A 14299-nucleotide genomic window follows, 5' to 3' on the forward strand; every position below is an offset into this window, starting at 1 on the left:
AATGCGCATTTCTTTAACTTTCCTTCTATTTTTATGTATCACCACACTTTCAGCTCAAAAAATTCAAATTCTTTCACAAGAGGATAACGCTCCTATTTCTGGAGCTGTACTTTTTAATACCGATAAATCAAAAAGTGGGATTACAGATTTTGACGGATTTGTAGATATTACAAGATTTGATGATAGCGAATCCATTACTATAAAACATATCTCTCATTTTTCTAAAACACTCACTAAAAGTAAAATTTTGGCTTCAGATGGAATCATTACCCTCGAAATCAATGCCTCTAGTCTTGATGAAATAATTCTTTCAGTTTCTAAATTTGGACAGAATAAACGTGAAATTCCGCAGCAAATAATTAGTGTAAAGAGTGAAGATGTTTTATTTAAAAACCCCCAAACCGCAGCAGATCTTCTGGAAAGCAGTGGCCAGGTTTATATGCAGAAAAGTCAGTTAGGAGGCGGTAGCCCATTAATTAGAGGATTTTCTACAAATAGGCTATTAATTACTGTAGATGGAGTGCGATTTAATACGGCCATTTTTAGAGGTGGAAATGTACAAAATGTAATCTCTATTGATCCTTTTGCTATAGAACGTACCGAAGTCATTTTAGGTCCTGGTTCTGTTGTCTATGGAAGTGATGCTGTTGGTGGCGTGATGAATTTTTACACAAAAAAGCCTGCCTTTTCTTTTGAAGAAGGAATTTCATTTTCAGGAAATGCGGTAGCAAGATATTCTACTGCAAATAACGAAAAAACAGGCCATATTGATTTTAATATAGGGAAAAAAGAATGGGCATTTTTAACGAGTATTTCCTATAGCGATTATGATGATTTGCGCATGGGTAGTCATGGTCCCGATGATTATTTGCGTACAGAATATGTTGAAACCATCAATGGTGAAGATGTAGTGGTGCAAAACGAAGATCCTTTGGTACAACGATTTACAGGTTACAGTCAGATAAACACCATGCAGAAAATAAGGTACACCCCTTCTGAAGAATGGGACTTTAACTTAGGTTTGTTTTATACTACTACAAGTGATTACCCTAGATATGACAGATTGATAAGAAGAAGCAATGGGGAATTGAGATCTGCCGAGTGGTTTTATGGCCCACAGGAATGGTTAAGCGGTAATCTGCAGATTACAAATAAAACTGAAACAACACTCTACGATCAAAGTAACCTAACGTTATCCTATCAACAATTTAAAGAAAGTAGAAACGATAGAGATTTTGGGTCCAGTACTCTTTTTGAAACAGACGAAAAGGTAACAGCATATACAGCGGGTTGGGATTTTACAAAAAATCTGAATGCCATTGATTTTTTTTACGGACTTGAATATGTATATAACAAAGTAAATAGTATTGGAAAGCAGACAGATATTACTACAGGCGAATCACAACCCGATGCTTCCAGATACCCAGATGGTTCTACGTGGCAGTCAATAGCCGGATACGGGAGTATGCAGTGGAAATTTACAGATCAATTGATTTTTCAAGGAGGAGTTCGTTACAATCACATTCTAGTCGATGCTACTTTTGACGAGCGTCTTTTTAGTTTTCCGTTCAAGGATGCAAATATCTCTACAGGAGCGTTGACAGGAAGTGCGGGTCTATCCTACAACCCCAATCCTGTTCTTGGTTTGCGTGCAAATTACTCTACAACTTTTAGAGCTCCAAATATTGACGACATAGGAAAGATATTTGATAGCGAACCAGGAAGTGTAGTAGTGCCTAATCCAGATTTGGAACCAGAGTATGCTTTTACGGGAGAATTGGGAACGACTTTTAATATTGAAAACGTTGTAAAACTTGATCTTGCAGTGTACAGAACGTATCTTGTAAATGCGCTGGTTAGACGGGATTTTTCAATTAATGGCCAGACTGAAATTATTTTTCAGGATGAGGTAAGTACTGTTCAAGCAATACAGAATGCTGCCGAAGCTGAAGTTTATGGTTTTGAAGCAGGACTTGAGGTGAACTTTACAAAAAATCTTCAGCTTACCTCACAATATAATATAACAGATGGTTTTGAAGAAGATGATGATAGGAGTCAAAACCCTATTCGAAGTGCTGCACCACAATTTGGAAACACACATATAGTCTTTAAAAACTCAAAATGGAAGTTTGATGCTTTTGCCGAATATAATGGGCAGTTTGATTTTAAGGATTTAGCACCTAGTCAACAGAGCAATGATTTTCTATATGCAAAAGACCGTTTTGGTAATCCGTTTTCGCCTAATTGGTACACATTAAATTTTGGAGCACAGTATGAGCTTTCCGAAGCATTACAGTTAACTGCTACCTTAGAAAATATTACAGACCAACGGTATCGACCGTATTCTTCAGGAATTACGGCTCCTGGAAGAAATCTTATTATAGCTGCAAATTATAAGTTTTAATCATTCTATGAATTCCTGTATTTTTTATAGGTAAGGGTTTTCATATAAACAAATGTGATTCTTCAGACTACCTTGTCATAAAATTTAAATCTATTTTGTGATGAAAACAGTACTTATAACCTTCTGTCTTATACTTTTTACAACGGTTTGTATTGGACAAAACTTAGAAATTACATTTATCGGCCTAGAAAAAGCAGGTTCTCAAACTACAATAGATGCTTCTACGATTCACCTTCAGAATCAGCCGTCTCCTAGTTCCAGCAACTCACGTAGCAATGTGAATAAGAAAATGATGTATGTGGTAACCCGAAAAAGCACTTCAGAAAGTAATGCTATTGAAAATGCATTTGCCAGAGGAATAGTTATTAATAAAGCAATTATTACTATAAAAAATATGAGTGGACAAAGCATACATACTCTTAATAATGTTTCAGTTTCTTCATACGGAGTCGAATATAATTCTAACAAGAATCATATAGAAGAATTCACACTCATATTTGAATCAAGACAGGTAAAATAATAGTTATTTTCTTTGCTGAATAATTTCCTGAACCACTTCTGGATTCAGTAGCGTTGAAATATCTCCCAGTGATTCAGTTTCACCACTAGCAATTTTGCGGAGTATGCGTCGCATTATTTTACCGCTACGAGTTTTAGGTAATCCTTCGGTGAACTGTATTTTATCCAGTTTTGCGATAGGTCCAATTGACGTTGAGATTAATTGATTGATCTCCTCCGAAATCTTTTCCGAAGAAAACTCAGGGTGTTTTAGTGTTACAAATCCGTAAAGTGCATTTCCTTTAACATCATGCGGAAATCCTACGATAGCACTTTCAGCAACAGCTTCATGGGTATTAATTACATCCTCAATAGGTGCTGTTCCTAAATTATGTCCCGAAACGATGATAACATCATCTACACGGCCTGTAATTCTGTAATATCCGTCGTCATTTCGAAGTGCGCCATCACCAGTAAAGTATTTATTTTGATAGGCCGAAAAGTACGTTTCTTTGTACCTTTTGTGATCTCCCCAGATGGTTCGAGCCATTCCTGGCCATGGAAATTTAATACATAATTTTCCATGAGCAGGATTTCCTTTAATTTCTTTGGAAGAATCATCTACCAAAACAGGCTGAATTCCAGGGAGCGGTAAGGTCGCAAATGTGGGTAAGATAGCAGGTGTAATTTTTGGCAATGCCGAAATTAAGATGCCGCCAGTTTCTGTTTGCCACCAAGTATCTACAATAGGGCATAGTCCGTCGCCAATATTGTTATTATACCAATGCCAGGCTTCTTCATTAATAGGCTCTCCTACGGTGCCTAAAATTTTTAGAGAGGTTAAGTCATGCTTTTTTACAAATTCCAAAGGCTCTTTGGCTAAAGCCCGAATGGCAGTAGGCGCTGTATAAAACTGAGTAACCTTATGTTTTGCAACTATTTCCCAGAAGCGTCCATAATCGGGATACGAAGGAACTCCTTCAAACATCACAGTTGTAGCTCCGTTGGCCAAGGGTCCATACACAATATAACTATGCCCTGTGATCCAGCCAATATCTGCCGTACACCAATATATATCTTCTTCTTGGTATTGAAATACATTTTTAAATGTATATGCACTATAGACCATGTATCCAGCCGTTGTATGTACCATGCCTTTAGGTTTCCCTGTAGAGCCAGAAGTATATAAAATAAACAATGGATCTTCTGCATCCATAACCTCTGGTATGCAGCTAATTGAAGCACTATCCAATAACGGTAAAAGCCATTCATCTCTGCCCTCTTTCATTTTTATATGCTCCCCCGTTCTTCTTACCACCAATACCGAAGTTACATCCGGGCAATCCTCCAATGCATTATCTACAATATTTTTTAATGGAATGGTTTTATTTCCTCGGAAAGCTCCATCACTTGTGATCACCATTTTACAATCACAATCGAGAATTCGTTGCGAGAGTGCTTGAGCCGAAAACCCTGCAAAAACAACACTGTGAACAGCTCCAATTCTTGCACATGCCAAAACTGAAACCGCCAATTCGGGAATCATAGGTAAATAAATACAAACCCGATCTCCTTTTTCGATTCCTTTTTGTTTTAGCACATTGGCAAAACGACATACTTTTTCATACAACTGATTATAAGAAATATGTTGAGCAGCTTCAGAAGGAGAGTTGGGTTCAAAAAGCAAGGCCGTTTTTTCACCTCTGGTATCAAGATGGCGATCGATACAATTTTCTGTTATATTAAGTTTTGCTCCATCGAACCAACGTATTTCAGCTTTTGTAAAATCCCATGAAAGAATTTCATTCCATTTTTTTTTCCAGCTAAAGTTTTCTTCGGCAATCGATTCCCAGAATGTTTCGGGAGTCTTAACAGAAGCTTTATAAGCTTCTTTATATTCAGAATAAGATTGTATGTGATAAAAGTCCATAACGCTTATTTTTCGGCAATAACTTCGGTCATAATAGGAGACAACAAGGAAGCTCCAGGCGTGTGCTCCAATTCATCCATTTCCCGTAACGCTTCGCTTACCTCACTTTCAGATAAATATCCCATCGAAACCAATCTTGGGAAGTAGCTATGATAAAATGTTTTTGGCCATTGCCATACAGCATTGCTTGGTAACCCTAATTTGGGCATTAATCGAACAGTAGTTACTTTCATATCAAGTTCTCCTAGTATTCGCGGTAATTCTCGCCCAATATCAATTGAACCAGGAGAATCTTTAAAGCTTTGTAATGCGGCATCTATAGCTTTTGCTAGGTGTTCTTTTCTAGGTTCAGTTTGATGGGTTGACCAATCGTAATATTCATGAATGACCATCTTTGCTCCAGGTTTAAGAGCGGTATATACTTTTTCTAAAATTTCTTTGGGATTGGGTAACCAGGCAAGAGCCCAGCGACAGTACATACCGTCCAGGGAGTTGGTCGCTAGTTGCATCTCATTAAAATCACTGCAGATGGCTTCAATATTGAGATGCTGCAGCTTTGCAACCTTCTTAAGGTGGTCAATATACAATTGCGAAATATCGATTCCAATTACTTTTCCAGTTTCCCCTGCAAGAAAAGCGAGTTCTTTGGTGCAAAATCCAGGGCCGCATCCCAAATCTAATAAGGTTTGTCCCTCAGTAAATTGTGCTGTATGCCAGCCTTGCTGTGCTTCTTGGGCCCAGATCTGATGTTGCACCCCTAGGCGGAATAGTTCTTTCGCATCTGCTCCCAGGATGTACTCTTTTGTTTCGCTCATGAAGTCATTATTTAGCTTTCTAAAAGTACATTTTTTTCTGAAGAAAACGTACTAAGGCATGAGCAGTTGTTGTAGGTTATTTTTTACTGAAGCTTCCCATTCTGCTTTTAAAATACTTAAAACGATACTGTCACGTCTACCCGAAGGACTTACACAATTACTTCGTAAAATACCTTCCTCTTTGCAACCTATGGCTTTCATAGCCGTAATACTTTTAGCATTGGTAGCATCAGCTCTAAACTCAATCCGTTGAAAATGAAGTGTGTCAAAAGCATACTGAAGCATCAAATATTTACAATGCCTGTTTAACCCTGTTCGCTGAAATTTTTTGCCGAACCAAGTGTAGCCAAGTTGTGTAGTTTCATGGTGCTGCTGAATATCATAAAACCTTGTACTTCCTGTGTATTGCTCATTTTTCTTATCAAAAATAATAAATGGATAGGAGTCATTCACAGCTTTTTTCTGAAGCGCAATTTCTATATAGCTTTTTAAATTTTCCAATCCGTTGGCTGGCAACAAAGAGTAGGTCCAGAGTTCGGGTTCTGTAAGAGAAAAAGTTTTGAGGTGTTTAAAGTCAGCTTCCGTGAGTGGCCGAAGTAGTACACGTTCATTTTCGAGTATGATAGTTTCAGAAAATGGAAAATAGGTCATTCGCTTATTTATCCGTGGATTGTTTCTTTCTTTCCGTAGTTGGTAATAATTTCACCCTCAAAATTAATCAATTCCTGCCAGCGTTTTTCTACATCCAATCCTTCACCATACTGTCTTGCAAACTTTAAAAAAGTAGTATAATGGCCTGCTTCACTAATCATTAATTCGCGGTAGAATGTTGAGAGTTCTTCGTCCTTAATTCTTTCAGAAAGGAGTTTAAAACGTTCACAACTTCGGGCTTCGATCATAGCTGAAAATAACAATCGATCTACAAGTGCTTGTTGTCTGCTTCCGCCATTATTCATAAATTTGAACAACTGATTGACATAATGGTCTTTACGTTCTCTACCCAAGGTATAGCCACGCTTTTTGATAATTTCATGTACCATTTCGAAATGCTCGAGTTCTTCTTGGGCAAGCTTTAATAGCTCTGTAACCAGCTCAGTATATTGTGAATTAAGCGTAATAATGGTAATAGCGTTTGTAGCAGCTTTTTGTTCACACCAAGCATGATCTGTAAGAATTTCTTCGAGATTTGACTCTACTATATCGACCCAACGTGGATCTGTGGCAAGTTTAAGATTGAGCATGGGTTTGTTTTGTAAAGAATTTTGATAAAGATACTATAAATAATAGACCTTGTTTATACTGTAAGACAGGCTCGAAAACCACGACCCGCATAATAGGATTGGGCTCCATTGTGGTATATAAAGGTTCTTCCAAAACGAAAATCTCCAAAGATGGCACCTCCCTTTTTTCTAATTTCTGAAGGTGTCTCTAACCAACTTGAAGTTTTAGTATCAAAGTCTCCTAATTCCTGAAGGCTTTTGTATTGAGTTTCAGTAAGTAATTTAACACCCATTGAAGATGCCATGTCGATAGCATTATGTGCTGGCTTGTGCGCTTTGCGAGATTCTAATCCTTCAAGATCGTAACAAGTACTTCTGCGACCTATCGGACTTTCTGCAGCGCAGTCAAAAAAGGAATATAAATCTGATTGTTCGTCATATCCAACAACATCTGGTTCGCCGCCAGTTGCTTCCATTTGATGCAGAGAACTCAATTTTTCTGGAGCAGCTTTTAGTTTCTTTTCAATGGCATCCCATTGTAACTCTTTATGACGTTTTACATGTGCTTCGAAACGCTCTTGCAAAGTTAATAGGAGTGTTTCAGTTTGAGAATTTGTAAGCGGTTTCATCAAGATATTTTATTTTTTAGAATGTAAATATTCTTTTAAAGTTCCTTTAATTAAGTAATTCCAACCCTCTAGTCCGCTTTCTCTTTTAAATTCAGGGACATTTTCTGGAAATTTTTCAAGTACAGTGAATATTAAGTTCAATTGTGTTGAAGTCCCTTTATCCAGAAGTTCAAATTCTGAAAGTCCCTTCCCTGAATATCCTTTAAATGTCCATTCATACGCTATTTTTTTAGTTGGTATCACTTCTGTTACTTTCCAATAATGCGGAAATATTCTGTTTTTAGATGGAACGATAAAGTTTGTTTCAAAACCTTCTGTTGCTTCAAAAGAAGGAATGTTAGAAAAATACCATTGCTTCATTTCATCAAGTTGGGTTATGGCATTCCAAACTTTAGATATATCCTGGTCAAAAGATTGTGTAACAACAATGGGTTCTGGTAATTTATTCATTAACTAGTTAATTATATTCAAATATAGTTAAATACAAAAATAAATTTATATTGCTTATATACAATAGTATAAAAGAAAACAAACGACAACAAACGCTTATAAACGAAAGTAAATATGTAACAACCGAATACTATTTGGAAAGCGTTCTATGTTTGCACTGTTGAATTGACGTAAAAATATAAGTCAGTTCAGTTCGATAAAAAAGTGGGAACGACCCACGATATCTTAACTGTTTAAATTTAATATTATGAACGCACTTAGAAACAGAGTACAGTTGATTGGAAACTTAGGAAATGACCCAGAAATCATTACGATGGATTCAGGAAAAAAATTAGCAAAATTTACAATTGCTACCAATGAGACCTACAAAAATCAAAAAGGAGAACGTGTTACAGACACACAATGGCACAATGTAGTCGCATGGGGCAAAACAGCAGACATCATTGAAATGTATGTCACAAAAGGTAAAGAGGTGGCTGTAGAAGGTAAGTTAACGACCCGTTCGTGGGAAGATAAAGAAGGTAACAAGCGATATACAACCGAGATCGTTTGTAACGAATTGTTGATGTTAGGAAACAAGTAATTGCCTCCTAACTTTAGAAAAATGGCGCTCAACGAGTGCCATTTTTTTTTATCTTTAGCGACCATCAAAAATTAGAAAGTGATTTCTATAGAAACTGCATATACAACTTTTAAGTCTTACTTTACTGAAATTCTAAAAAGCAGAGGATTTACAGAAGAAAAATCTGTAGCACTTTATCAAGATGCGCTCGTTTCCCTTTTCCAAAAAGAAGATACTTCAGTATTCACAACTCCTGACACCCATTTAAAAAGAAAAATTAATGAGTACGTAGAAGCTTCAGTAGAAAAATTAAATTCACCTATACAATCACTTTCAGCTTCGGAAAAAACACTTTTAAAACAGTATAAAAGTTTACCTAAAAGTCAGCAGGAAATTCTCAAGCTTTATTTTTATCATAACCTTTCAGTCGTTGAAATTTCAGACCTAAAAAAAGAAAAAATTTCTTCTGTTTCAGAATTAAAAAATCGTGGTGTAAAGAGGTTGCAACATTTAATCAAGACAAATGGAGCCTAACGAAGAACTCATACAAAACTATTTTAAAAACTCATTAGATGTTAGCTCTCTCGAAAAGATGCAACAGCTTTTAGAAACTGATTCTGTTTTTAAGGAGGAGGTAGAATTTTACCAAAATCTAAAACGGGGCATTTATGAGTTTGAACGCGAAAAATTGCAACAACGATTAGAAGCTGTTGAAAGTGTTTCAAAAAAACCACTTCCAAGAAAAGCATTGCTATTCGCCCTCATAAGTATTGCGATTTCATTAGGGATTGTGTTTTTTTTATCAAATGATAGGTTAGATACACAAGAGCTTTACATCCAAAATTTTGAGCCATACCTTGCAACTTTAAACGAACTTAATTCGGATATAGATTCTCGTGATTTTCTTCCTTTTAGAGCATACGAACGGGAAGCTTATGAGGTTGCAGCCGAAGGATTTAGAACCCAATTGGAAGCTGAGGCACAACCTGACCTTCAATTTTATTATACCATGAGTTTGCTAAATAGTGGAACTAATGATGCCGAAGCATTATTACAATTGAGAAATTTGGAGAAAAACAACACTAAGTACCAACCTCAGATTTATTGGTATTCTGGATTATTACTATTGAAAAATGAAGAGGTAGCGGATGCAAAGGTTCAATTTCAAAAATTACTAGATCATCCAGCAAAATACAAAAACAGGGAAGCAGTAACGATTCTTAAGAAGCTGTAAGATTTTAGAAATAAATTTGCTGTGCCACGCGATAGGTGTTTGCGTGTGCTTCAATAATTGTTTTAATTTCTGGAGAATATCCCCCACCCATGCTTACTTGTACTGGAATTTGATGCGCTTTACAGGTCTGCAAAACAAATCGGTCCCGTTCTTTACATCCCTCAATGGTACAGGAAAGTCGGCCTAATTTATCAGTTTCCAGAATGTCCACTCCGCTTAAGTAAAAAATAAAATTAGGTTGTTGCGTGGCGATTAATTTTGGTAGCGTTTGTTTTAATTCTGAAAGGAATACGTCATCTCCACTACCATCAGGTATAGCAATATCAAGATCACTTTTTTCTTTTCTGAAAGGATAGTTGCCCGCACCATGCATGCTAAATGTAAAGACCGAAGGATCGTCTTTAAATATTACTGCAGTTCCGTTGCCTTGATGCACATCAAGGTCAACAATCAAAATTTTTTTAATTAAAGCAGCGTCATGCTGAACTTGTTTCAGCATCCCATTTACAGGATGAGCATATTTTTTGAGTAGATATCTCGCACCAATCGCCTGATCATTAAACAAACAAAATGCTTCACCATGATCTGGGTATGCATGATGGGTGCCGCCGGCAATGTTCATGGCAATTCCGTTTTCTAGCGCATAATTACAACCTTCTATCGTGCCTTGCGTGATGAGGTGTTCTCTTTGGACTAGTTTTTCTGAAAGTGGGAACCCAATCTTACGTGCGGCACTCGCTTTTAACGTAAGATGTTGTAAATCGTCAATATATTTCTGCGAATGAACAGCAAGTAAATGTTCTCTTTCTGGGAGCCCTGAGGGTTCAAAAAAATTGTATGGAGTACAGGTTCCTTCATGAAGCAATTGTGAGTGCAACAATTCGTATTTACTCATAGGAAACCGATGTCCTAACGGAAGGTTGTGCTTAAATATAGGATGGTAAGCGATTTTGAGCATACAACTTCCTGCGTAGGCAGGAATCTCTTTGTTTTAATTTAAAATTTTAAATATCTAAGGAGGGCTTCTTTTTTATAAACATAGCTATAAATTAAATCGCCGTTGAAGTAAAATACGTTTGAGTTTTTATCAGATTTTAACTCTTTCTCAAATTGGTTAAGTAAATCAAAAGAGCTCATTTCTATGTTTTTATCAACATGTAGAAAATTTTGGTCAAAGAGACATGTTATTTTTGTTATTTGATCTGTATTTAAGCCATAACCTCCTGTTGAAACCATTAAAATTCCTTGCACGACATTATCTTTAAGCCCACCTATAGTTACTTCGTAAGAATTATCTTCATAATATATGTTCACACCAACAGTCTCTGAACTTATTTTTCTAAGAAATTTTGAGGTGGTTTCAAAATTTCTATTTCCTTGAAAAGGAACCATAGTTAACCCTTTTTGATTAATCACAGTGTTTTTAAATGTTATTTCTTCATCTTTAGTAATGTAATATTCCTTTGAAAAAGATGATTCTAAACTATTTATTTGTAATGACATTTCATCATTTGAAACAGCGATTAGAAAAACATTATTATTCGAAACAAAAGAATTATATTCTTCATAATTTGATAGTTTCCCTTTGGGGTAAATAAAAAATTTCTCTGATAATTTAAGTGTCTCTAAATCTATTTTATATAGGCTAGTACCAAGATTGTTATTTTCAACAGTAAGGACAAGACTATTTTTTTGATTAAATAATTTATATTTTGAAAAAGACTTACTTACTGGAGAAGGAGCATTGTCTTCAAAAGTAGTATAGTTTGCTTTAGAGTATAAAAAGTGTCGTTTAAATTCAACTTTATTCCCATCTATGTCTTTGTCTGAAATAGGGAATCGTGCAATCTCTTTTAATGAGCTAAAATTATCTTCAAGTTCTCTTAAAATTAAATCTCCATCGATAGAGGCAAAAAACACGAAAAATCTATTTTGATAACTTGAAAATGCTTCTACAATTCTTTCTCCTTTATAATCAAGATCAATCTTATGTTTTTCATTTAGGTTAGTGTCAAAAGAAAATGTGAAAACAGCTAATGCGTTTCTTACATTATCTGAGTAAATAAAAGAATATTTATTATCTATTATCTTATAACCTACCAAATTATTCAATCCGCCATTATCTAGGTCTCTTGTTAAAGGCATACTAATTTGTTCAAAATCTTTATTAAGATGATGAACTGTTATATTGCCATTATGCATTATGGCAGAAACTAGATTGTCATTTTTATAATTTGTGATAGAGAAATTATCTTTACCAAAAGATCCAATATTACTTATATCTAATTGCCCAACTTGTTCTTGTGCTATAGAACCTGTAATTACAAATAAAAATATATATAGAATTTTTTTCTTTAACATAAATTCCGGATTTTTTAATTAATAGTCGCCCCATTTACAACCCCAGCCTCTCCGGGATTTAAAAAGACTAATTTCCCATCTGCATTTTCAGTCATTAAGATCATCCCTTCACTTTCCACACCGCGTAACGCTCTTGGAGCCAAATTAACCAATACGGTCACTTGCTTGCCAATAATATCTTCAGGAGTGAAGCTTTCAGCAATCCCGGAAACAATGGTTCGTACGTCAATCCCAGTATCCACCTTTAAAACCAATAATTTTTTTGTCTTTGGCATTTTTTCGGCTTCCAGAATAGTACCCACACGCATATCTAATTTTGTAAAATCATCAAATTGGATAGTGTCTTTTTGCGGTTCGGCTTTTGCATTGGCTACTTCGTTCATCTTCTTGCTTTTTTCTAGTTTATCTAATTGTTGTTGTATTTGCTCATCTTCAATTTTACTGAAAAGTAATTCGCCTTCATTAATTGTGTGCCCCGACTTTAAAAGTGTTTCTTTCGCTGCGATTGTTTGCCACGTGTAAGATTCCTTATGTTCATTTGGAATGACATTCAGTATATTTTTTAATTTATTGGAAGTGAAAGGCAAAAAAGGTTCACTTAAAACGGAAAGTGCTGTAGCGACTTGTAACGCCACAAACATGACTGTTTTTGTACGCGCCTCATCTGTTTTAATTGTTTTCCAGGGCTCTTCGTCTGCCAGATATTTATTTCCTAAGCGTGCTACATTCATTAATTCTGAAAGTGCTTCACGGAAACGATAGCGTTCTATCGAACTTGAAATTACAGCAGGATAGGCTTGTAATTCTTTTAAGGTCTGGATATCAATGTCTGAAAGCTCTGAAATTTCAGGAACTTCACCGTTATAATATTTGTGGGTTAGCACAACCACCCGATTGATAAAGTTTCCGAAGATCGCTACCAACTCATTGTTATTGCGTGCTTGAAAATCTGCCCAGGTAAAGTCATTATCCTTAGTTTCAGGAGCATTTGACGTTAACGCATACCGTAATACATCCTGCTGATCTGGGAAATCTTCCAGATATTCGTGTAACCAAACTGCCCAGTTCTTGCTAGTGGAAATCTTGTTACCTTCTAGGTTCAAAAATTCATTGGCAGGCACATTTTCAGGTAAAATGTAACTTCCTTCAGCTTTCAGCATACTAGGGAAGATGATACAGTGAAATACAATATTATCCTTACCTATAAAATGAACTAGTTTTGTGTTTGTATCTTTCCAATACGATTCCCAGTCTTTGCCTTCTTGTGCTGCCCATTCTTTGGTGGCAGATATATAACCAATAGGAGCATCAAACCAGACATACAATACTTTTCCGTCTGCTCCTTCTACCGGTACCGGAATTCCCCAGTCCAGATCACGGGTGACTGCACGAGGTCTCAGTCCGTCATCAATCCATGATTTACACTGTCCTTTTACATTGGTTTTCCAGTCCTTGTCGTGTTCCACAAGAATCCACTCTTTTAAAAAGGCTTCGTATTCATTGAGTGGTAAAAACCAGTGTTTGGTTTCTTTTAAGGTAGGTACCGCACCAGTAATAGCACTTTTGGGATTGATCAAATCTGTTGCATTATGGGAAGTCCCACAATTTTCACATTGATCTCCATAACTTTCTTCATTGCCACATTTTGGGCACGTTCCTACCACAAAACGATCTGCTAGAAACTGATTCGCCTCTTCATCATATAGCTGTTCTGTGATCTCTTCTACAAATTTTCCGTCTTGGTATAGTTTTTTAAAAAATTCGCTGGCTGTATCATGATGTATTTTGGCTGAAGTTCTTGAGTAATTATCGAAGGTAATTCCGAAGTCTTCAAACGATTTTTTAATAATCGCATGGTATTTATCAACTACTTGCTGTGGCGAAATACCTTCCTTTTTCGCTTTAATCGTAATTGGCACTCCGTGTTCGTCGCTTCCGCAAACAAAAGCAACATCATTTCCCTGTAAACGCTGGTAGCGCGCATAAATATCAGCAGGAACATACACCCCCGCCAAGTGTCCAATATGAACGGGACCGTTAGTATAGGGTAAGGCAGCAGTAATGGTAAAAGTGGTAGGATCGTGACTCATAGTTGTAAAAAATCTGTCTATTATAGAATTTTGCTGCAAAAATAGACAAATAATCGCGATTGCTATCTTTTTCCTTTCCTATTGAATGGTCGCTTTTTTCAGAAAC

The 14299-nt window shown here is 36.2% G+C and carries 14 protein-coding genes; 5 read left to right on the forward strand and 9 right to left on the reverse strand.

Annotated features, from left to right (window positions below):
* Position 1: 1 nt before the first annotated feature.
* Positions 2–2404 (forward strand): TonB-dependent receptor plug domain-containing protein, encoded by a 2403-nt coding sequence (locus tag ACFQO1_RS08645; protein WP_380217608.1) that lies wholly within the window; start codon positions 2–4, stop codon positions 2402–2404.
* Positions 2405–2504: 100 nt separating this feature from the next.
* Complete coding sequence (locus ACFQO1_RS08650; RefSeq protein ID WP_380217609.1) at positions 2505–2924, forward strand: hypothetical protein; 420 nt, start codon at positions 2505–2507, stop codon at positions 2922–2924.
* A 3-nt stretch (positions 2925–2927) separates the two neighbouring features.
* On the opposite strand, the gene acs is transcribed toward ACFQO1_RS08650, so the two are convergent.
* Genes acs through ACFQO1_RS08680 form a run of 6 tightly spaced genes read right to left on the reverse strand, consistent with a single transcriptional unit; the run spans position 2928 to position 7946 of the window.
* The gene (gene acs, locus ACFQO1_RS08655; protein ID WP_380217610.1) at positions 2928–4832 is read right to left on the reverse strand and encodes an acetate--CoA ligase; all 1905 of its coding nucleotides are present in this window, start codon (positions 4830–4832) and stop codon (positions 2928–2930) included.
* A 5-nt stretch (positions 4833–4837) separates the two neighbouring features.
* Positions 4838–5647, reverse strand: coding sequence for a class I SAM-dependent methyltransferase (locus ACFQO1_RS08660; protein ID WP_380217611.1), 810 nt, complete (start codon positions 5645–5647; stop codon positions 4838–4840).
* 51 nt (positions 5648–5698) lie between these two features.
* Complete coding sequence (locus ACFQO1_RS08665; protein WP_380217612.1) at positions 5699–6298, reverse strand: GNAT family N-acetyltransferase; 600 nt, start codon at positions 6296–6298, stop codon at positions 5699–5701.
* Positions 6299–6306: 8 nt separating this feature from the next.
* Positions 6307–6888, reverse strand: a complete 582-nt coding sequence (locus ACFQO1_RS08670) for a MiaE family protein (RefSeq protein ID WP_380217613.1) — start codon at positions 6886–6888, stop codon at positions 6307–6309.
* Positions 6889–6941: 53 nt separating this feature from the next.
* Positions 6942–7496, reverse strand: a complete 555-nt coding sequence (locus tag ACFQO1_RS08675; protein ID WP_380217614.1) for a DUF4256 domain-containing protein — start codon at positions 7494–7496, stop codon at positions 6942–6944.
* A gap of 9 nt (positions 7497–7505) precedes the next feature.
* On the reverse strand, positions 7506–7946 hold the full coding sequence (locus ACFQO1_RS08680; RefSeq protein WP_380217615.1) for an SRPBCC family protein: 441 nt from the start codon (positions 7944–7946) through the stop codon (positions 7506–7508).
* Between the two features lie 247 nt (positions 7947–8193).
* Between ACFQO1_RS08680 and ACFQO1_RS08685 the strand changes: the two genes are divergently transcribed.
* From ACFQO1_RS08685 to ACFQO1_RS08695, 3 genes are all read left to right on the forward strand, one after another.
* Positions 8194–8529, forward strand: a complete 336-nt coding sequence (locus ACFQO1_RS08685) for a single-stranded DNA-binding protein (protein ID WP_380217616.1) — start codon at positions 8194–8196, stop codon at positions 8527–8529.
* A 78-nt stretch (positions 8530–8607) separates the two neighbouring features.
* Positions 8608–9042: an RNA polymerase sigma factor gene (locus ACFQO1_RS08690; RefSeq protein WP_380217618.1), complete on the forward strand. Its 435-nt coding sequence runs from the start codon at positions 8608–8610 to the stop codon at positions 9040–9042.
* Positions 9032–9742, forward strand: a complete 711-nt coding sequence (locus tag ACFQO1_RS08695) for a hypothetical protein (RefSeq protein ID WP_380217619.1) — start codon at positions 9032–9034, stop codon at positions 9740–9742. The genes ACFQO1_RS08690 and ACFQO1_RS08695 overlap by 11 nt, the downstream gene beginning before the upstream one ends.
* 4 nt (positions 9743–9746) lie before the next feature.
* Here ACFQO1_RS08695 and ACFQO1_RS08700 read toward each other — a convergent pair whose 3' ends face one another.
* From ACFQO1_RS08700 to metG, 3 genes are read right to left on the reverse strand one after another with little or no spacing between them, the layout of a single operon-like run.
* Positions 9747–10700, reverse strand: coding sequence for a histone deacetylase family protein (locus ACFQO1_RS08700; protein WP_380217621.1), 954 nt, complete (start codon positions 10698–10700; stop codon positions 9747–9749).
* 38 nt (positions 10701–10738) lie between these two features.
* Complete coding sequence (locus tag ACFQO1_RS08705; RefSeq protein WP_380217622.1) at positions 10739–12103, reverse strand: hypothetical protein; 1365 nt, start codon at positions 12101–12103, stop codon at positions 10739–10741.
* A 14-nt stretch (positions 12104–12117) separates the two neighbouring features.
* Positions 12118–14193, reverse strand: a complete 2076-nt coding sequence (gene metG / locus ACFQO1_RS08710; RefSeq protein ID WP_380217624.1) for a methionine--tRNA ligase — start codon at positions 14191–14193, stop codon at positions 12118–12120.
* Between the last annotated feature and the right edge of the window lie 106 nt (positions 14194–14299).

Source organism: Jejudonia soesokkakensis (assembly GCF_042664795.1).
In the GTDB taxonomy this organism is placed as follows: domain Bacteria; phylum Bacteroidota; class Bacteroidia; order Flavobacteriales; family Flavobacteriaceae; genus Jejudonia; species Jejudonia soesokkakensis.